The organism is Pantoea sp. y20, from assembly GCF_054903455.1.
Map to the genome: position 1 here is coordinate 1177973 of NZ_CM142816.1, position 18866 is coordinate 1196838.

General features: G+C 54.3%; 16 protein-coding genes. All 16 read right to left on the reverse strand.

Annotation, left to right across the window (positions count from 1 at the left end; translation table 11 throughout):
• Window positions 1-6: 6 nt before the first annotated feature.
• The 16 genes from tssJ to ACYAC5_RS05465 all read right to left on the reverse strand — a co-directional run bounded on the left by tssJ (window position 7) and on the right by ACYAC5_RS05465 (window position 18862).
• Window positions 7-528, reverse strand: a complete 522-nt coding sequence (tssJ, locus tag ACYAC5_RS05390) for a type VI secretion system lipoprotein TssJ (protein WP_192414107.1) — start codon at window positions 526-528, stop codon at window positions 7-9.
• Window positions 525-3860 (reverse strand): ImcF-related family protein, encoded by a 3336-nt coding sequence (locus ACYAC5_RS05395; RefSeq protein WP_462062543.1) that lies wholly within the window; start codon window positions 3858-3860, stop codon window positions 525-527. The genes tssJ and ACYAC5_RS05395 overlap by 4 nt, the downstream gene beginning before the upstream one ends.
• Window positions 3841-4977 (reverse strand): hypothetical protein, encoded by a 1137-nt coding sequence (locus ACYAC5_RS05400; RefSeq protein WP_462062544.1) that lies wholly within the window; start codon window positions 4975-4977, stop codon window positions 3841-3843. Before ACYAC5_RS05400 ends, ACYAC5_RS05395 begins: the two co-directional genes overlap by 20 nt.
• Complete coding sequence (locus ACYAC5_RS05405) at window positions 4974-5237, reverse strand: PAAR domain-containing protein (protein WP_462062546.1); 264 nt, start codon at window positions 5235-5237, stop codon at window positions 4974-4976. Before ACYAC5_RS05405 ends, ACYAC5_RS05400 begins: the two co-directional genes overlap by 4 nt.
• On the reverse strand, window positions 5234-7543 hold the full coding sequence (locus tag ACYAC5_RS05410) for a T6SS phospholipase effector Tle1-like catalytic domain-containing protein (protein ID WP_462062547.1): 2310 nt from the start codon (window positions 7541-7543) through the stop codon (window positions 5234-5236). The genes ACYAC5_RS05405 and ACYAC5_RS05410 overlap by 4 nt, the downstream gene beginning before the upstream one ends.
• Complete coding sequence (locus tag ACYAC5_RS05415; RefSeq protein ID WP_312462489.1) at window positions 7528-8055, reverse strand: DUF3304 domain-containing protein; 528 nt, start codon at window positions 8053-8055, stop codon at window positions 7528-7530. Before ACYAC5_RS05415 ends, ACYAC5_RS05410 begins: the two co-directional genes overlap by 16 nt.
• A complete protein-coding gene (locus ACYAC5_RS05420; RefSeq protein WP_462062549.1) occupies window positions 8052-8837 on the reverse strand; it encodes a YceK/YidQ family lipoprotein in 786 nt (261 codons plus the stop codon). Before ACYAC5_RS05420 ends, ACYAC5_RS05415 begins: the two co-directional genes overlap by 4 nt.
• 5 nt (window positions 8838-8842) lie before the next feature.
• Complete coding sequence (locus ACYAC5_RS05425; protein WP_336767296.1) at window positions 8843-9580, reverse strand: DUF4123 domain-containing protein; 738 nt, start codon at window positions 9578-9580, stop codon at window positions 8843-8845.
• Between the two features lie 2 nt (window positions 9581-9582).
• On the reverse strand, window positions 9583-11967 hold the full coding sequence (locus ACYAC5_RS05430; protein ID WP_462062552.1) for a type VI secretion system Vgr family protein: 2385 nt from the start codon (window positions 11965-11967) through the stop codon (window positions 9583-9585).
• A gap of 36 nt (window positions 11968-12003) precedes the next feature.
• Window positions 12004-12660, reverse strand: coding sequence for a type VI secretion system protein TssL, short form (gene tssL / locus ACYAC5_RS05435; protein WP_101763284.1), 657 nt, complete (start codon window positions 12658-12660; stop codon window positions 12004-12006).
• A 556-nt stretch (window positions 12661-13216) separates the two neighbouring features.
• Window positions 13217-13699 (reverse strand): tellurium resistance protein TerW, encoded by a 483-nt coding sequence (locus ACYAC5_RS05440; RefSeq protein ID WP_192236659.1) that lies wholly within the window; start codon window positions 13697-13699, stop codon window positions 13217-13219.
• A 175-nt stretch (window positions 13700-13874) separates the two neighbouring features.
• Window positions 13875-14819 carry an HpcH/HpaI aldolase/citrate lyase family protein gene (locus tag ACYAC5_RS05445; RefSeq protein WP_280172561.1) on the reverse strand — a complete coding sequence of 315 codons (945 nt, stop codon included), beginning with the start codon at window positions 14817-14819 and terminating at the stop codon, window positions 13875-13877.
• The gene (locus ACYAC5_RS05450; protein ID WP_271460071.1) at window positions 14819-15898 is read right to left on the reverse strand and encodes a cysteine protease StiP family protein; all 1080 of its coding nucleotides are present in this window, start codon (window positions 15896-15898) and stop codon (window positions 14819-14821) included. The genes ACYAC5_RS05445 and ACYAC5_RS05450 overlap by 1 nt, the downstream gene beginning before the upstream one ends.
• Window positions 15888-16673 carry an HAD family hydrolase gene (locus ACYAC5_RS05455; protein WP_462062554.1) on the reverse strand — a complete coding sequence of 262 codons (786 nt, stop codon included), beginning with the start codon at window positions 16671-16673 and terminating at the stop codon, window positions 15888-15890. The genes ACYAC5_RS05450 and ACYAC5_RS05455 overlap by 11 nt, the downstream gene beginning before the upstream one ends.
• Window positions 16666-17793: a phosphoribosyltransferase domain-containing protein gene (locus tag ACYAC5_RS05460; RefSeq protein ID WP_462062555.1), complete on the reverse strand. Its 1128-nt coding sequence runs from the start codon at window positions 17791-17793 to the stop codon at window positions 16666-16668. Before ACYAC5_RS05460 ends, ACYAC5_RS05455 begins: the two co-directional genes overlap by 8 nt.
• 10 nt (window positions 17794-17803) lie before the next feature.
• Entirely contained in the window at window positions 17804-18862 is a 1059-nt protein-coding gene (locus ACYAC5_RS05465) for an ATP-grasp domain-containing protein (protein WP_462062556.1), read from the reverse strand.
• Window positions 18863-18866: the final 4 nt, after the last annotated feature.

Here is an 18866-nt window from a genome sequence, read left to right on the forward strand (position 1 = left end):
GAATAGTTACTTCAATAATTCCAAATTCAGGGTGTTATCCCTTACTTCAATCGTGCGTGGTGAATCCGCATCAAGCTCCTCACGGCTCAGCACCCTTTTCCATGTACCGCGCTCCCGGTCCGGTTGGCGGAACAAGCCCACGACTGCGACAAACTGCGCCTGCTTCTCCATTGGCATATCGAGGCTGACGCTTTGTCCCGGCATGACGCTGAGCTGCCGCTGCGCCACCAGGCTCTCTTTCAGCACCCAATCTGGCTGTGTCAGCAGGCTGCTGTATTCAGCGTTATCGAGATGTTGACGCGTGCTGAGCTGTAAAATATTCAGGCGTAAAGGCATCGACTGCTGGGCGTCGTCCTGATTGATCGCCGTACGCGCAGTGAAGGTCAGGTGCAGGATATTGACCTGACGATAAAACACGGCATCGGCAATGCTTGCTGTTCCCTGTTTGGTTTTTTGCCACGCTCCACAACTGCTCAGCAACGTTGGCGACAGCAAAATCAGCAACATATGAGCGAAGCGAACTTTCATTGTTCACCTCCCTGATACGCATCTTCATTTTGCGTAGCGGAAATAAATATCCGCGCAGGCATGCGGAAGCCGCGCAATTCGAGTAGCGCCAGCGGGCCACTGCCGAGCTCCGTACGTATCTGATAGTTGAGTGCCAGCCCGTCTGGCGTCGGCCAGGCAACACGATAGATGTTGTTCCCCAGATTGGTGATGCGGGCTTTATCCAGCAGGCGGATCAGGCCCCAGCTTCCAGGGTGATCGGCATAAATGCGGGTTCCGGTATGGGTGCTGCGCCAGGTCAGCGTGGTTTGCGGTTGCCAGCGGTTGTCAGGCCAGTTCAGCGTTTGCCAACTCTCTTCCTGGTTAAAATATTGCAGCTTCTGGCGATCCACCGTCAGCTCTGATTCCACCACGTCGCGGGAAGGTTTTGCCATCATCTGAAAATGCAGTTCCACATCTCCCCGGACAAATGCGGTGTTCGCGATGTGCGTCAGTTTATTCAGCGCATTCAGAAAAGCAGGATCAAACGTCAGTCCCTGGCTGTTCATGGCATCCGGCACCCAGCGATCGCCTTCGAGCCGCAACAGGCCAGCGAGGCGACTGTTAACGAACTGCGCGATACGTCCGGTGTCGGTACGCATAAACTGCGCCAAATGCGGTAAGGAGACGTCGCTTTGTCGGTTAGCAAACGGATAGCGGTCGGCAAACGATTGATCCCACGGCGTTACAATATCGTTCTGCCATTGACTGTTAATGCTTTCAGCGGTGGGGCTGAGCACTTGCTCCCACGCCTGCACCATCGGCTCGACAAATATCGCCTGACCAAACCCGCTCCACTCCTGTCCGAGGCTGGCAGCAATCAGACTGCCGTAATCTCGGGTGTCAGTCAGATCAACGGCTTTGCCCTGAAACACCGTCAATGCTAACGACTGCATCATGGCCTGTGGATCCGGCGCGTTGGTGACCTGCTGCAGCCGCAGACGAACGCGGGTGATACGCGTCAGGAAGGTTGGCAGGCTGAGGCTATCTTTAGCCGCTGCGCCGGTATCGGTCAGCGCCAGCAAGGGTCCAAAAGAGTCATCCATTGGGCCACGTGCACCTTGTGGTCTGGCGATGGCCTGGGTTTTGTCACTGCTGAGCAAATTCTTTGCAGAGCTCACCAGCGAATCGGTAAGATTACCGCCAGTTTGCCCCGTCCGGCCTTGCACATTCAGCGTGTTCATCAGTGCAATCAGAGGTGACTGGCGTATGTCGGCCAGCAGGGTTAACTGTTCAATCGATTCTGACAGGCTCTCCGCCCGCTGCCATTGCAGGCTATTGAGGAATTTAAGCCAGGCTCCGGCGTAATCGGAGAAATAGCGATCTGTCAGCCGCGCTTGCAGCGTTTCCGCAGAGACATCATTATTGCTGGCCGTTTTGTTATCGCTCAGCACCCAGTCAATTTCATCGCGACGCACTTTCGCCGCTTGCTCAATCGCAGGCTGTACTGCCTCTTCCCACGCTTTACGGGTAAAGACGCCGGGCACGGTTTCATCGGTATTGAATAACCTGCTGCTGTCGGTGCCGCTGACCATCTCACTGAGCGTCATATCAGCATAATCACGGGACACCTGCTCAATGAGCTGCTGATAGCGCGAGGTCTCCGCATTGCTGGCACCAATCTGACGCAGCAGCGCTGAGCGCATACTGCTGACCAGTCGCATATCCGGTTGTAACTGCCACTCTGGGTGCTCAGGCAGATTCGTCATCATAAAGGCCAGCATAGCGCCGCCATTGTTGCGCCAGCTTGCGTCCGGAATGCCATCACGCCGTTGCCAGACCTTCATTACCGTGGCGCTGAAAAACGCCGGATCGGATTGTTCGGGATGCGCCAGCATCAGGTACGCTTTCAGCAGGTCATACATGCTTTTGGCCTCATCGGCCCGCAGCGGGCTATCGGGCGGCAGGTTACGCCAGCCGCTCATCAGCGTAGCCAGGCGCTTGACGGAGGCATCACGCAGCAGCGGCATGGCCGCCTGCTGCCATTGTTGCCACAGCGAATCCAACAGTGTGTCATTCTGGCTGAGGCCAAAACGCATATACCAGGGCGCACCATATTGCTGACGATGCTGCAGACGCTCGATCTCTCTCTGCAACTCGCGCAAGGCTGAAAGTTGCTGCTGCAGCGGCTGACGGAAATCTGTTGCGGCGGCGGCAAGCTGCTGATCTGCCTGTATAAGACGCATATTGGCAATCCAGGAAAACACCAGGCAGGCCATCCACATCACCAGCAGGCAGGAGCAGAGCGTCAGCACCGTTTTCCGCCATGAGGCACCGTTAGTTAGCGGCCTGCGCCAGCGTAGCGCCAGTAAATCCCGCCAGGCTTTTCCCGGCTGCCAGGCATTTCGCAATGAAGCGCTTCCGGTGATCTCCGGCTGGCTGAGCACGACTCCCGCCAGCGGCAGCGCTCTTGCGCCTGCGGAGAGCTGCGACAAGGTTCGGGTCAGGCGATCCGCGCCACCGCTGCGCAGCACGTGCGCCAGTTCCAGTAAAAAACTGTGCTGGCGATTACGCTCAATTTGCTGCATGCCGCGCTCAACCAACTGGTGCTCAAGATCATCCAGTGACTGACGGTAATCGTCCGCACTATCACTTTGCGCAATGGTAAATCCGATCCCCTGCGCGGGGGCATTATGCAGAGAGGGCGCGTGAATCTCCCACAGCCATAGTGGGATATCCTGGCCCAACAGGTTGTAGCGCTTCTGCATCTGGCGAGCCGTGGTATCCAGCACATCCTGAGTCATTTCCGCCTCTGCGTTCACTACCCACACCACCGCATCGGCCAGATGGCGGCGAATTTTGCGTAACGTCCGCAGCTGCGCGGGTAGCGGATCTTCCTGCGGACTGCCGTGCCAGAGCAGCAAGGTATGATGCCCCTCAAGCCAGTGTTGAGTTGTCAGGCCGGGAATACTCCGTTCAACCAGATGCTCATCGCCGACCACCAGCAGAATGCGTACCCGGCTGCGCCAGCGCCACCGATACTGGTAGCGCATCTGGGTAATGATCTCCTGCATCCACTGATTCTCGGCAGGGCGCTGTTTCTGCGAATCAGCTGCGCCTGTTGCTTCACGCGCGTTGAGTCGTACCAGTCCGCGCCAGGCGAGAATAAACAGTGGACAGAACCACACCAGCGCCAGCCAGACCATCAATGACCAGAAAGCAATCTGGCGCGGCAGAGCTTCCGGCAGATCAATGCTGCTGCCTGCGAAGTAATAGAGCCCTGCGCCAGTCAGCACCAGCAGGGTTACGGCTAGCAAATAGCCACAGACCAGCCAGAACAACGAGTGCCGGATATTAGTGCGGGAGGTTTCCACGGGGAATACAAACTCCTGTAATGTATTGAGATTCCATTTCTGCGGCGATCCAGCCGCAGGACTGGCCGTTGAGCGCCGAGAGCAGCGCCAGCGACCGTAACGTAAACGGTGTGATTTGCCCGGCATGGCCGAGCCATGAGGCAAGTACGTGATCCAGCGCGGACCAGCCGCCCTCCAGCAATGCTTCCATGGCGGCGGCATCTGCCGCGATCACCGTATCCGGCGTATCACTTAATCCGGCATAACGGGAAAGCTGTGCGACTGCCAGAGTGGCTGTTTCACCCAACGCCGGTTGCCAGCACTCCGAGCGATGCATCAGCGCAGTCCCCTGCGCCGAGCAGAGCCAGGCAAAGGCCGCTTCCCCGGCAACCGGGGTGCAATCAGCCAATCCTTCGCCACTTCCGGCACACAGCAGCAAAATCGGAGCAGTAGTGGCGAAGAGATCGATAACGGTATCTGCGCCATCAATCGCAATGAGTCGAAGGGTTTCCTCTGGCAACGTCATGCCCGCTGCCAGTAGCGTTTCGCGAAAGGCGATCAGACTTTGGTCATCACCCAGCCAACAGAGATGGGTGATTGGGCGTGCATCACCTGACTGACGAAGATGCGTCACCAGGCGATTGGCGAGATAAGCCGCCAGCATCACAGGACGACTACGGGCGCTGTTTAGCACCCGTGGGCAACGCAACGCAGCATAACCTTGCGCAGTGATGCCCGGTTGTGGGGCATCTGCTGGGTGTGACAACAGCGCCAGATGTTCGGATGCGTCTTCTCCGGCTGGCGTCACCAGCAACACGGCTTCAACTGGCAAGGCCTGGCTGCGCTTTCGCCACCACGCATCTAGCGCCAGCGAGATTTCTGCATAATGCGTGCGGCGGTTATCGGTAGATTGCAGCCAGACCAGCCAGCGCAGCGTCACCGCCAGCAACCAGCACAGCAGCGGCAAGACCAGCGCGCAGAACCAGAAAAGCGGTGAACGGGTCGGCTTTCCCACCGGCCACAACAGCATGGTGGTCATCGCAGATATAAACAGCAGCACGGGCAATGCCACCCACCAGCGCCGCCAGCGGGCCGGGTAAATGGTGGCGTAATCGGCATAAACCGGCGGTTGGTTCATCCGCAGACATCCATGTCCGGCAGGGAACTGACCAGCGTGCAACCACAGGCGCATTTATGCCCATCGAGCGCCACCGCTTTACCGTTTACGGTGCTGTTGGTTGCTCCCTGAATAATGGTGGTCATGCCGTGCTCGTTGCATTTCGCTTTGTCATTGACGCAGGCCACCGGCTTGCCAAATGCGTCAAAGCTCCCGCTGAGCACTTCACCACCGTAAGGTTTGAGCTTATCGCCAACGCGCACCAGTTTTTTAAGTTTCATACCACTCGCGCTCCCGATGATTTCAGCATATCGACGGCAGAGGTCATCATGGCCTGGTACTGTTCGCTCACCACACTGGTGCGAGCCAGGGCAACTGCGGTGCCTGGTTGGGTGGTTACCTCTGGTGGAGTAAGTGTCTGAACGATACCTGTCGCCATATCCTTCACTTTATAAGTCACATTGTTATAAGCGGTTTTCGGCTCGATAAAATAGATGACGTTATTGGAGGTTGGCGCGGCGTTAATTACTTTGCCTTCGACGGAAATCAGGCGAAGGTTTTTATTGGTCTGGTTGCCGCAGTAAATCATGCGATAGCGGAAATAACCGCCCCAGGGTTCACGTCCCCCCAATGCACTTTGCATAAACCAGGCGCGGGAATCGTGAATTTGTTCATCGTAAAGGGCTAACAAGTCAGCACGCGGTTGAGTACGAATGCCGGTGCCCAGCTTGTCGATAAACAGCTGCGGATAACGACGATCGCCATCGGCTTTCATCTGCGCGTATTCCGCATCTTCATCGTCACCGTTGATCAGGAAGATGGCGTGCTTGGGGATCACATCCAGAACGATCTGTGCAGTTTTATCTATCAAGCCACCATTGATGTCTCGTCGCCACAATTTATAGTCATGCTGGAATTCACGCGCAGCTTCGCGAAGCTGATATTGTGAATTGGTGGGATCCAGATCGGGTTTGCCCTGTAAACTTTCGTCCAGCGGCAAGCGGCTCTTTTTGGCCTCTTCTCGTCGTAAGTTAAGCGCTTTTACCGCTGCTTTATGATCATCCGCTTCTTTTTTAAGTCCTTCAGGAGTTAGCTGGGGTGCTTTGTTAAAGAAACTGTGGGCAAACTTATCGCCCTGAGGAAGCATACTGCCGTGAGCGTAGCGGCCAATGCGCCAGGCAGTGATCCAGCCAATCTGATCGATCAGCGCACTTTCAAGTGTCTGAGAAAGCTGATAGGCGCGATAACCTTCTGATGTATCTCCCGGCTCTTCGCTGCCTTGCAGAGTGGTGTTGAGCAGGGTTTGACGCCAGATGTTGAAGCGTTTGGTTAATTTGGGGTCAACATCAAATTCCAATAATGTGTTGCCATCCATTACTCTGGTTGGTGACACATCTTTAATAAGCTGAGTCACTGATGGCGGCTGGATGGTGAGGGGTGCTCCCGCTTCAAACGCTGCCAGGTACATATCATGTAAGGCGATTTGAGACAGAATTTCATTTGCACCATCACAGGATTTTCCCTGATCTCCCGGGGGATAACCGCCACCAACATCCGAGTGCATTCCAGGATAAATAACCTCCTGAGTGTTAGCCGGGTAACTGCCATCAGGGCGACGAACGGAGTCAAGAGGAAAACATAAGCGCTGTTCGTGTGCGGCAACAAAATGCCGGCAACACTTAATCAATCCTGGGAATTTACGTTCATCAGGCAATTGCTGGCTATTATCCGCCCAGCCCATATGGCCTGCGGCACCCGGCATCATGTGAGCAGCGCCAACAGACGCCACCGTATCCAGTAATCCCAGAAACTCAATACTGACCGGTAAACCAGCAAGTTGCAGATGATCGGTTTTTAATTTGGTGTCGGGTAACTGGGTTAACCAGTTCACAAAAGTCCGCGCTTCGGCAGCCCCGCGAGAAAATCCGTAGATAAACAACTTAATACCCAGAATATGGGGCTGCTGGGTTTGCGCTGCCTGACTTTCTAATGCTATTAACAAAGGGTTAATAACATTACGTCGGTTCACTTCGCCTGAAAAAGATCCGCGAGCTTGCATGCTGGGTAGCATTCCCTTCGCTACGCCATCACCAAGGCGTTTGGCTCCTTTGGTGATGGCATAAGTCAAAGCATCCACTAATCTCAGCAACGCCCAGTTAATTCGATCCTCTCCGCCAGCGGCGAAAGCCAGACCATCATTGCTGTAATCCATTTCGCCAATTTTAGGGAAGGGGGTGCCAACACCCGGAATGTAATAGCGAAAATAGCCTTCATCATCAGCATTTTGATATGTCGCATGAAACAACTTCGCGATATTAGTCGGATGCGATGGTTTAGCAATACGCGTATCATTCTCTTCGTTATTTCCCGTCCCATCAAAAAATAAGCTGATATGTAGGCTTCTGCTGCAAGGAACGACGCCTTTCTTACCTGTGTTTTCGGCCAAACTGATTCGGTAATCAATTTCTTCCCGAATCTGCCTCTTATAATTGGCATTAACCTGTGTTTCACTAAGCGGCAAGCGACCGCTATCGAGAAATTGTGGTGGTGCAAAACATGGAAGCGCTAAATTCATTTCACGGGACATGTCGCAGGCTCCTTCATATTAAGTGGTTCCTTGATTGGATAGTTCTCGGTGCCATATCCGGAACAAACCGTTGTGACTTTCACCTGATTACAAGGTAGGAAGTGCACAGTTAAACCACAGCGCTCCTCGCCATACTGCGGGATATTCACGATAGCGCTATACTGTTTAAAACTGCTTTCGATGGATTTTTTCCACGCATTAAATTTTTCTCTATCTTTATATCCAGGAAATGGCGGTGCAGTATGAGGATCGACTTCCCATTCAACCCGAGCTTTCAAATCAGGCGTCCACTTTTCAGGAAGCATGATGCAGCAATATCCCCCGCCTAAACCTGGAACGTGGTATCCATTCACTGAAAAACCATTTATACCCTGTCCCTCGACATGGTTGACTGCACGAAGATCGCCAGCGGTATAGCCGTCATCAACGCTTGCCTGCGAGCAACCTGAAAGTATCGAAGCAACGATAAAAAACAATCTTTTATTCAACCAATCGGATGTTTTCTTTTTCATTTCCAGGCTCCTTCCATCATTAACGTTATCTGTCCTGAAGCAGAACACTGAGAACGCTCGGACAATGACTGTAATTGCTGAAAAACATCCTGTATGGCTTGCTTATGAATGAAATCGTAGTTGTAATATTCATCTTCATAATTAACCAGCATGACTCGATTGCAAGGCATAAATATTGCGATGATACTTGCGGCTTTAAGCAGAGATTCATCGGGAGTATATGATTCAGTGAAGTCGCTGATATCCGTCGTCTCTGCTTGTAGAAGCCTTGTTCCAGCATCCCAGCTAATCGTCACAGATTCTGGAGGAATAGATGGATTCTCCTTTGTCATCAGGGATGCTTTATTAAGTTTTCCTGATGCGCTACCAGCCTGAGGGATAATTCTAGTTCGGGATTGAGTAAGTATTTCTCCAGTGCTTTTTTTGCGAATAGTATAATCAACGTCTGGTTGACCCGTCATATTGACGGCAAAAACTGGGACATAATTTTCCGCGGGTTGTTTATAAACTTTAGGCGAATTGCTGATGGCTAGATCGACAGGCAATAAAAGTGTATCGATCACTGCATCAAAGGGTATCGAAATAATTGAGAACACGGGTAAAATTCCACCAGTAAATAACCACATGAATGCATTAGTGGTAATGCGTATATCGGTATCAACTCCGCGATAAACTTTTTCGCTACTTTCTCCGCGCATCAATGTCCCGCATCCAGCTAGCTGCACAAACAAAATTGCGCAGATTAACTGTTTGCTCAGCGTACTAAATATCCATTTTTTCATTCGCTTTATTCCTTATAGTCCAGTAGATCGCCTATATATCCCGCCCGGCTTGCTTTAATAGCTATTTCCAGGCATTGCGCAAAGTGTTCCTCTCGTGAGGGAACCAAAGTTGCTTGCTCCTTCATCAACATCTCGGCATCACTAATACATCCCATCAGTTCAACCTGCGCATCGCTAATTCGGCTCATTTCCGGGGCATCAGCAAGTTGTCGACCCGGGTTCCAGGTACCTATTTTCCACACCACCTCGTCATCACGATCTCGCCAGCCCCAGAACAGCGCAATATCGGTGAAAGCCGCCTGCTGCTCTGGCGTCAGAACGTGCTCAAGTAGCGAGGGAAATACGCGATTGTCGTAATAGCGCAGTAAACCGGTTTGCTCTTCCCAGTGAACCTGTGACAGTGCCTGCAAATGGCTACTCAGCAGGTCGAATGCCAGTGGCGATATCAGCAACGTCAATCGCGGCGTCGTGGAGAAGTGTTCCACCAGCTGTTCAAGCCAGCGCTGGTGGCTGCTGATGCTAAAATGCAATCGCATCACCAGCGGTGAATACTCTGGCGTTGCCGCTTCAGGCGTGTTCGCAAACAGCTCGAACCAGCGTAACGGCGGGTTAATTTGGTTCAGCGCCTGTTGCAGCGGCTGTGCTGTGCCCGCCTGATCAACCAGCACATCGAGATAATCCTGTCCGGCAGCAGTGCAAAGCGCGTTAGCCTGTTTCAACCATCCATTATTCATGTCCGTCATCGCTATCCCCTTGGCGCGAAAGCCAGCGCGGCTTCCTGTGCTTTTTTCAGGCACTCTTTGCACACGGATTTAGGCAGATCAGGCAGCGTTGTTTCTTCGCTGGCAGGAGAATTCCAGACATGAACGCCACGGATGCTGGTTTTACCCGGCGAATGAATTTGGATATCACCCTGCGGCGTAATCCTGATGGTTGCGCCGCCACATCCCAGCACAATGCCGTTTTTCGCGGTCAGGCGCAGTTCACCCTGAACGGTCTGGACGCTGATATCTTTCATCGCCGTCAGTCCGAGGGTATCGCCGTGCGATTCCACCGTCAGCGGACCCTGGCCCGACACCATGCGAATCCCTTCCTGCTGCGACAGCAGGGAAATCGCCTGGCTGGCGTTGACCTGAATGCGTTTGCCACTGGCAATGCTGGTTTCCATCTGGCTTTGCAGATGCAGAGTGCTGCCTGAGTTGAGCAGAATGCTTTTGGGGCTGACAACGCCAATGCCTTCTGGCGCACTCAGCAACATGGCAGGGGATTTGAGCTGGTCGACAGCGGCCAGATAAGCCCTGAGATGCGTGACATCAGGCTGGAGATTATGGTGCGACTGAGTGATCGATTGCCAGTCGCTCATCTGGCTGATCGCACCTTTGACCAGGCTTATTGCCGATGTCATTTCCAGCACCGGCCCGGTAGCCGTGGTCTGCTTATCAGCTGTCAGGAAAAGGCCCTTGCCGGCTCGCAGCGTACCGGTGCTGTCTGTACGCAGCTCAAACCCTTCGCCGCGCTTGCTACGTGAACTGTCGACGATATGTCCGAGTGAAAGTTGGCTCTTACCGCCAAATTCCGTCGACAGTTTGACATGTTCATATCCACGGCGATCCTCAAAGCGGAGTTTGTTGTTCGCCGGCGTCCTCAGCACATTGCGTTGATAGTTATAGAGATTGACATGATCTTCATGGCGAGAATCATGCACCGCGCAGAGAATGTAAGGTCTGTCAGGATCGCCGTTGGTGAAGGCAATCATCACCTGCGTTCCAGCTATCAGTGGAAAATGCCAGCCGTAGACATTGCCTGCATAGGGCTTCGCCAGCCGCACCGGTACACTTTCAAAACCAGACTGCCAGGATTCGTTTAGATCGAACTGAAAACGCACCCGATAGCGGCCATGTTCATCAAGTTCTGCATATTGCGCATTTTCTACCGGGCTGGTGACGCGAGCCAGCAGCGTGCCTGCAATGTGCGGCCAGCTTTTCAACGGTGGACGATAAGTGCTTTGCGGCCGAACGGGCACAGCGGTAAAGCGGATAACATAGGCGGTATCGCGCGAAATACGGGTTGATGAGGTAGACACTACCAGCAGGCCATCCGGCGCGTCTGGCCACTCTTTACCTTGTGGCGAGATCACCATGCCCGGACGGATATCCATGCCGTTGCTCATACCGTCGAAAGTGACCTGCTCGGTGATCAGGCGTTCCTGGCGACGTCTGACAAACCACTGTCCCTGTTCCGGTAGAGCCTGGTACTCCTTGCCCAGCAACTGATAGTTTTCACCATAGCGATACAGCTCTCCCGTAAGCGCAGGCTTATCAGGATCGGTTTCCGCTTGCGCCTGCATGTCATTTTGCGCGTTGCGGTAATACTCATCATTGAGTCGTGTGCTGGCGGCAACGGATTGGCGATTAACGGAAATATCCCAGAGAGATTCCAGGCCGCCATCAAATAACCCTGACGGATGGCGAAAGACGATGCTTTGCTCAGCACCATAGGCCTGCGCGCTGTCACCCAGTACCAGCACATCTCGGTGGTTTTCTTCATCCCAGGTGAAGTAATAAAAGATACCAATGCGCGACAGATGACGCTCTATAAAGGCGAGATCGCTCTCCGCATATGAGATATAGAAATCGCGAATAGGATATTGAGTATTCAGGCGAAAGTGATAATCCAGCGAGGAGTATTCCCAGCGTTTAAGGATATCCTCTACCGCACCCGGTACACTTTTATGCTGGTAAACGGCATAGGTCAGGCTGTTTTTTAGCAGCGCAAGGCGCGATTCCAGCGTGACCACATAACGTGTTTGGTCAGCAGAGGATTCGCACTGCTGGAAAGCGGTAACTACACCGCGCAAAATGCGGGGTTCCACTGACTGCCAGGGTTGGCCGTCAGGATAAAACAATAGCTGGGCCGTGCTGTTAATCAGAATATCGGCGGGAATATCGCGTGTAGCGCTGGTGAGTTCAATACTGTACTTCCACGGCGAATTTAATGCCTCTTCACCGCTAAAACGCAGCACCGACAAAAGAATATCGGGACGCTGATTTTTCAGCGTCTGGATGCTCAATTGATAGTGGCTGTATATCGGCGTCTTGCCAGCCGTAATCACAAAATCCTTCTTGCCCATTTACAGATTCCTTCCTGAAATTTGTTTGCCTGAAGCCTACCCTTTGACTAACAGATATTGCAGATGACCGTTCATGATGAAAGTGGCGAGAATAATGGCAACCAGCACACTGCTGCGAATAAGCCACGGAGAACGTTGCCAGAAAGATGTTTTATGTTTCGAGCGCTGGATAATTATTGCTGAGTCGGCAGATCCAATCTGCTTCGGCAATAGCGCTTTTAGCTGCTGCATCAGCAACTGGCGCTCCTCATCGTCTTCCGTTCGGTATTTTCCGGCATAACCCAAATGCAACATTCTGTAGTAGCAGCTAATGGCGGCTTGAGCTGTTGCAGGTTCACGAAGCAGATTTTTGACGCGGTCAAAGAATTGCTCACCACCAATGAGGTGCCCGAGAAAGTGCCCCTGCAAAGGTGTGCGTTTCCACCAGGCAGAGATATCAGCTTGCGGAATGGTCATGATCAGTTCGTCGAGAAAGACGCAGTGCGCAAATTTGATTTCTTCGCAGAGAGAAGCTGATGCTCCCGCTGTCGTGAGGTGATGCTGAACCTGTTGAATCGTATTGAAGCAGCGCTGGTAGAGTGCATCATCAACCGTGATGGATTGCCCATTACGGATCGCGAGCGCCAATAGCCAGGTATCCTGCATCAGCTCATCGAGAGTATTCGCTGTGATGTTGTGTTGTGAAAACGTCATGGGCACCTTCCTGGTAACGCCTGAACATTGTTAATCCATTAATCCAATTACCGATTTCAATCGAGAAATGGCTGTTGCTCACGCTGCTTACTTAGCCGAGCAAAGGTGGACTCGCTGCCCTGAAAGGGCGATCTCCACCTACCAACGGCCCTGAGGATATTACAAGGAGTGATAGTTGATCAAACTAACAATTTGAGTTTGTGAAACAGGATTCCAATTTTCAGCAAGGATTTACCCTCGACATTACTAGTAATCCTAATGCGATTCAGTAACTGCGGTTTTTTATTTTACATTCTGATTTTGAACGATTTTTGATAATTTAATAAAGGGGAAGGCTGTTCTGCGTGAGTAAACATGTGGTGCGAAGATGTGAATGTTGAGGATGAAAATAACGATCGATGAAACGTGATTACGTTAACAGTTTTGGCAGGTTAGGGGACATTGGCAAGGTCTATAAGGTCCAGCAAAAATTTAAGGGCCTGAGGTAGATTGGTATCGCTGAAGTGCGTCGGCAATACATCCCACTACTCAATGTTGTTAAACCACTGCTGAAATATTACTGCCGTTTTAACTCGTTCTTTTTAAGCACTAACTTTTCAATCAACTCATCCAGCCCGCTCTCGACCAGCATCTCCACCGCATCACTCCGTGTCGTTTCACTCAATCGCACAACCTGGTCGATCTTCCTTAAAACAGACATCCTCAACGACAGCGACACCGCTTTCTTTTTCTCTTTATCCAGAAATACCCGGCTGACGGTTTCGCTCTGTTGCAGTTCGGCATTAAGTTTGAGCGCTTCATTAATATGGCGCAGGCTTTTCTTATCGAGTTTGCCGGGTTCAGTGAGTTGGTAGCAGTGGGTGAGGCGGCTGTATTTGATCTCCGCAGACCAGGATTCACGCAGCTCTTTTAGCGCGCGCGTCAGCGTGGGTTCGGAGCAGTCTAGCGAGGCGAGAATACGGCTGGATGCAACCGGTTTGCCGCTGCTGAGCAGTGAGGCGAGCATGAATACGCGTGTCTGTCGGGTACTGAGTTGCATGGTCGATTGAGGCCTGCGTTAGTGGTCAATGGTCGGTATCGCCCTCCTGGCAAATGGTTTTCGACAGTATCAGAGGGTATTTAAATATCAGGTAAATAGGGCCCGAAAATTCCTACGTCCGGTTTGTGATTCAGTGGTAACGCGGTGGGCAGGAATGCCCACCCTGCGGGGGTTGTCAGGTTACCAGCATCAAGGCGCCGTCTGAGCGGGTATCGGGTGCGATGCCATATTCCTGCGCGCGCGCCAGGATGGCGGCGGCCCAGCGGCGATGCGTCGCCGGTTCGCACATCGCGCCCTGCGATTTGAATACCGCCTGGCTTGAATTAAGGATGCGGAAGGCATCCGCTTGATCGCTGGCGGAAACCATCAACATCTCCTGAATCTTGCCGATTTGGCTCGGGTGAATGGCGGTTTTGCCCACCAAACCGTGCGCGATATCCAGCGCCAGTTCCTGATCCATAATCTGCTGATCGTCGATGTGCTCGCACACCGGCGCGGTCAGCGCAAAATCGCGCGACGCGAATACCGCCACCAGCATTTTGATGGTGTAACCCATCGGGCTGTCATACAGCGTGAAGTGGCGCGAACGGCGCAGCGACAGCACATTCATCAAATCGTTACCGCCGATGCGCAGGGCGATCACGCGCTCGCGGCAGGCATGGTTTTGCAGCGTGAGGGCCAGCTCGCGCATCGCCACCACATCGAACACCTCTTCGGTTTCCAGCGTCGGCATCATGCACAGATGGCTCGGTTCGAGAATCTGCCACCACATCGGCAAGGAGTCGGCGGTGAATTTCGGCAGCACAAAACCGTCTATCGCGCTGAGGTTGAGGTTTTCCACCAGCCACGCGCCCATCTCGCTGTTGCGCGGACGGATAAACACCAACGGCCACTGCGCGTTGCCATTGGCACGCTGTTCGGCGTTCAACACATTTAAGATTTGCTGGAGATTGTGCAGCGCCTGCGGCAAATCCGCATCACTGACCGCATCTTCCAGGCAGATCACCAGCGAGCGCAGGCCACTGATTTTATTGTGCAGAATGGCATCGACGATATCGCTGCGCACCGCCGGCATATACAGCGTTGCGCCCAATCGCCATGGAGAGAGACGGCCGTTCATCACAGCACCTTTTTGATTATCGTCACGGCGCGGTATTGCCCAAGATCGGCACCCGCTTCTGTGATGGTCAGCCCTTTTTGTTGGGCAAGATAGACCAGCAGCGCCACGTCGGGATCGTTCACCGAACGTACCAGCACCTGATCCGGCACGCGACGCAGCACGGCGCGCGTGGCTTCGGCGATGCCCGGCTTAATGCGGTTGATGCTGTTCACCTGATAACGCGCCGCCAGCATGGCGATCACCGCTTCACTTTGCGCCACCAGCTGCTGCTGATGTTGTGGATCCTGCTGGCACGCGGGCAGGGCGCTGACATCCAGCGATCGCGCATATTCCGCCACGGTGTTCACCAGCTGCTGGCTGCAATCGTATTGCGCCAGATGGTCGCATTGTACGCAGCCGTGCAAGCCCGCTTCAGACCACAATGATCGCGAGATCAACCCTGAAACCGGCGCGCCCATAATGCCAAACGGGATCAGCCAGTCATCATCGCTGGCCGAAAGCCACGCCCGACCGCACGGATCGGCCAGCACCACCAAGCGCGGCTGTGCCGGATAGCCGGGACGATGTTCGAGGCTGCGGATCAGCTCGCCGGTGATGGCGCCTTTGCCGGTCCAACCATCGACGAACACAATGCCTGCGGTGCCGTGGCGCGCTTCGATGATCTCCAGCGCAGCCTCATCAATCCCGCGATCGCGGATGATGCTGATGCCGTAATGGTACGATTCGCGGCCCATCGCGCGCAGCGCCTGTTGCAGCATCACGCCGAGCGGCACACCCGCGCGTACCAGGCTGGCGAGCACAATCGGCGTGTCGCCAAACTGGTGTGCCAGCGTCCGCGCCAGCATGGTGACTTCTTGCGCCAGGCGTCCGGCACCTGCGTCAAGCGCGCGGGAAAACAGCTCAAGGTGCCAGCGCGTCGGTTCCGGTTCCTGGCTCAACATCTCGGAATAGTGACGCGCACCGGATTGGATCAGCTGCTCTTTTTGCTCCACCGGCGTCATGTCGATCTCGACCGGCTTAAGCAGAAATTCGACGTCGCCGGCTCGGTACGATCCAGAGAAAGGCAAGTTATTCACCATCTGTTTGTTCTCCGAATATTGCCTGGTTGATGCGTTCGGCAAACTGGCTCTGACGCGGAATGACGTACCAGCTGCACAGCTTCATAAAGCGGTGATCGCTGAGGCTGTCGCCAAGGCCAATCACCGGGAAAACGCCGCGCTCGTCACGCAGTTTTTCCAGCAGGTAGCTGACGGCTAAACCTTTTTCCACCACGTTCGGTAGCCAGGCGACGTTGTTGCTGTTGCGATGGATGTAGTAGCCGGCGGTGGGGAAGCGTTGCTCGATTTCATCGGCGATGGCGTAAAGCTCTTCGAGGCGCGTGCTGTCGCGGTGCTTCATCACCAGATAGATCGGCGTGACGCCATATTCATAGTTGATGCGCGCCCAGCCGTTGATATCGCGCTCTGCCATCAGGTCGGTGATCGCCTGCTGCATCGAGAGCAGCGCCGGGCCGTACGGCGTCAGTTTTTCCAGCATGTGCGCGCGCCATTCGGCATCTTCCTCGCCTTGCGGATTGAGGATCACCGCGCCGTGCGTGGTCACCGCCCACGATCGGAAAGGGATCTGCACGCGGGCGATCTCTTCGGTGCCGCGCGCGGTGACCGGGATCAAATCGGCCTGCTCGATCATCCAGTCAACCAGCATCGACTGCTCTTCCGTCATAAAGCTGCGCGGCTGCAGGCTGAGATCGAGCGCGCCAGTACGGAACGGCTCAAGATCCAGCTCGTCCACCATTTTGCGGCGCGTTTGAAATAGCGTGTCGTCAAGGTCGGAAAAAATCACCGGTTTATTCATAGCTGATCACCTCCACCTGTGGCGCAACCTGGGCCAGTGCCGTTGTTAACAGCGGATCCACGCTGTCGACCGGCGTTTCGATGCACAGCAAAATGCGGTCAAATTGCTGATGCGCCAAGTTATAAACGAAGTTGGCGATGCCGAGACCGTAGTTATCACCGAAGGCGATAGCTGATTCGATGGCAAATCCGGTAGCGATTGGCGAGCGCGTGGTGGAGCTGTATTTCACCTCTGCGCCTTGTGCCGCCAGACGTTCAGCCAGCAAGAAAGGTTCCCAGACAAATTCGCTGCTGCCGAGCACGAGAATTTTCTCTCCCGGCTGCGCCTGAATCGCGCGGCCTAAATCGCCCGCTGGCGCTGCCATACCAAGTCGGCCCCAGCGCTGTTTGCCGGTGATGGGCACGGTGGCGGCATCGTTAAGCACCATCGCTGGCATCGGTGGCAGTGCGGCGTCGGGATCCTGCTGCCAGTGCCAGTCGCCTTGCACCAGCGACACGCTGCGCACCGGCACCGGACAGCGCGCGGGTAACGCATCGCCGCTCCAGTCGGTGAGCGTGACAGCGATAACCTGCTCGATCTGCGTTAAGCCGCCGTCGTTGCGCAGCGCTTCGAGCAGGTTAATAAAGGTGTTGCCGGTGGTGGCTTCGTCATCAATCATTACCAGCGTGCGAGCGTTGAGCACGCGCTGGCGCAGCTGCGCATCATCGGGCAGGTAGATCAGATGATCGGTGGCGTGGCTGTGATTTTCTTTAAACTCGCACAGCAAATCCGCCTGCTGCGGATGGCGCGTCGAGGTGAGATACACCGGTTCGCTCACACGCTGGCGCACTTCATCAAACACGCCTGCGCCGAGGCCAACGGCGGTTTCCGCCATGCCGATAAACAGCACCGGGCCGTCAGAAAGCGGCGGAAACTGCTCCGCCAGCTGGCGATACACGGCGCGCATTTTCTCCGGCGCCACCGGAATGTGGCGGCCAAGCACTTTACTGACGAACAAAAAAGCGCGCTTGGGATTGCGGCGCTCGGCGATCTCGAACAGATCGTCGATGGCGCTGATGCCGCCGGTTGGCGTAACGCTCAGCGTGCCGCATGACAGCGTCCTGCTCCAAAGTGTGGTCATGGATTGTTCCTTATTGAACCTGGTTGGACAGGACGGGGTTGTACGCCACCACGTCGCTCAGCGCGCGGACGGTGGCTGGCGTGAAGTCGCGGCGGGCGTTGTCGATCACCTGCTGCTGACTGATCAAGCCTAGCTGGCGCAGGGCAAACAAGCCGGGAAGATTGACGCCGCTGAAACGGGTGTAACCAATGCCGCCGGAAGGGCGCATATTGATCTCCAGTAATAGCGGTTTGCCGCTGGCGTCATTGCGCGTCTGCACGTTGATCAATCCATCCGCGCCCATCGCAGCGGCACAGGCTAGCGCCAGCTCAAAGGCTTCGCCGCGGTTTTCCAGATACTGCAGCGCCCCTTCTTTGCGGCGCGCCACGGCGGCCAGCACCTTGCCGTTTTCCGCCAGCATATCAACCGAATATTCCGGGCCTGGCAGATACGGCATCAGAACCAGCGGCTCCATGCTGTCGGCGGCCTCCAGCGCCTGTAAGTAATATTCGGCTTTCACCCGGCGTGCGTCGGGATGGGTAAACGGCGCCATCGGCGAGACGCTTTCATCAAACTGCCAGAATCCCATGCCATAAATACCGGTAACCGGTTTTACGCACAGCGGCAGATCGCCAAAGGGTTTACCGGCGATCAGCTCACGCAACTGTACGGGCGAATCAATGCGCAGTGAAGGCACCACCGGCAAATTCAGGCTTTTCATATGGTGGGCAAACGCGATTTTGTCATCGGCCAGATCCAGCATCGCAACATCGCGTGCGCCGGTGGTTAAGCGCGCACCGCTGGCTTCGATAGCGGCGCGATGGGCTTCAAACCAATGAGCATGTCGACCGGTATGGATCGCCTGAATGGCATATTTTTCTACGGTGTAAAGAATAAATTCGAGGCGCTGATTAATATCATCAGGTTCAATTAATGCATGATCCGCCAGCGAAAGTATTTCATTACGCGATTGGCGATGTGATGCATAAATCGACACGTTGTAGTTATGTTTTTTAGCTGCAGATGTTATGCCATTAATTATATCGCGCTGGGAGGATAAACCTTCCATTAGCCAAATTTTGTGAGACATTTCT

What these genes read in the sequence shown, in the direction of transcription:
- tssJ (WP_192414107.1), bottom strand. Translation starts at nt 528, where the DNA reads ATGAAAGTTCGCTTCGCTCATATGTTGCTGATTTTGCTGTCGCCAACG.
- ACYAC5_RS05400 (WP_462062544.1), bottom strand. Translation starts at nt 4,977, where the DNA reads ATGAACCAACCGCCGGTTTATGCCGATTACGCCACCATTTACCCGGCC.
- ACYAC5_RS05405 (WP_462062546.1), bottom strand. Translation starts at nt 5,237, where the DNA reads ATGAAACTTAAAAAACTGGTGCGCGTTGGCGATAAGCTCAAACCTTAC.
- ACYAC5_RS05410 (WP_462062547.1), bottom strand. Translation starts at nt 7,543, where the DNA reads ATGTCCCGTGAAATGAATTTAGCGCTTCCATGTTTTGCACCACCACAA.
- ACYAC5_RS05415 (WP_312462489.1), bottom strand. Translation starts at nt 8,055, where the DNA reads ATGAAAAAGAAAACATCCGATTGGTTGAATAAAAGATTGTTTTTTATC.
- ACYAC5_RS05420 (WP_462062549.1), bottom strand. Translation starts at nt 8,837, where the DNA reads ATGAAAAAATGGATATTTAGTACGCTGAGCAAACAGTTAATCTGCGCA.
- ACYAC5_RS05425 (WP_336767296.1), bottom strand. Translation starts at nt 9,580, where the DNA reads ATGACGGACATGAATAATGGATGGTTGAAACAGGCTAACGCGCTTTGC.
- ACYAC5_RS05430 (WP_462062552.1), bottom strand. Translation starts at nt 11,967, where the DNA reads ATGGGCAAGAAGGATTTTGTGATTACGGCTGGCAAGACGCCGATATAC.
- tssL (WP_101763284.1), bottom strand. Translation starts at nt 12,660, where the DNA reads ATGACGTTTTCACAACACAACATCACAGCGAATACTCTCGATGAGCTG.
- ACYAC5_RS05440 (WP_192236659.1), bottom strand. Translation starts at nt 13,699, where the DNA reads ATGCAACTCAGTACCCGACAGACACGCGTATTCATGCTCGCCTCACTG.
- ACYAC5_RS05445 (WP_280172561.1), bottom strand. Translation starts at nt 14,819, where the DNA reads ATGAACGGCCGTCTCTCTCCATGGCGATTGGGCGCAACGCTGTATATG.
- ACYAC5_RS05450 (WP_271460071.1), bottom strand. Translation starts at nt 15,898, where the DNA reads ATGGTGAATAACTTGCCTTTCTCTGGATCGTACCGAGCCGGCGACGTC.
- ACYAC5_RS05455 (WP_462062554.1), bottom strand. Translation starts at nt 16,673, where the DNA reads ATGAATAAACCGGTGATTTTTTCCGACCTTGACGACACGCTATTTCAA.
- ACYAC5_RS05460 (WP_462062555.1), bottom strand. Translation starts at nt 17,793, where the DNA reads ATGACCACACTTTGGAGCAGGACGCTGTCATGCGGCACGCTGAGCGTT.
- ACYAC5_RS05465 (WP_462062556.1), bottom strand. Translation starts at nt 18,862, where the DNA reads ATGTCTCACAAAATTTGGCTAATGGAAGGTTTATCCTCCCAGCGCGAT.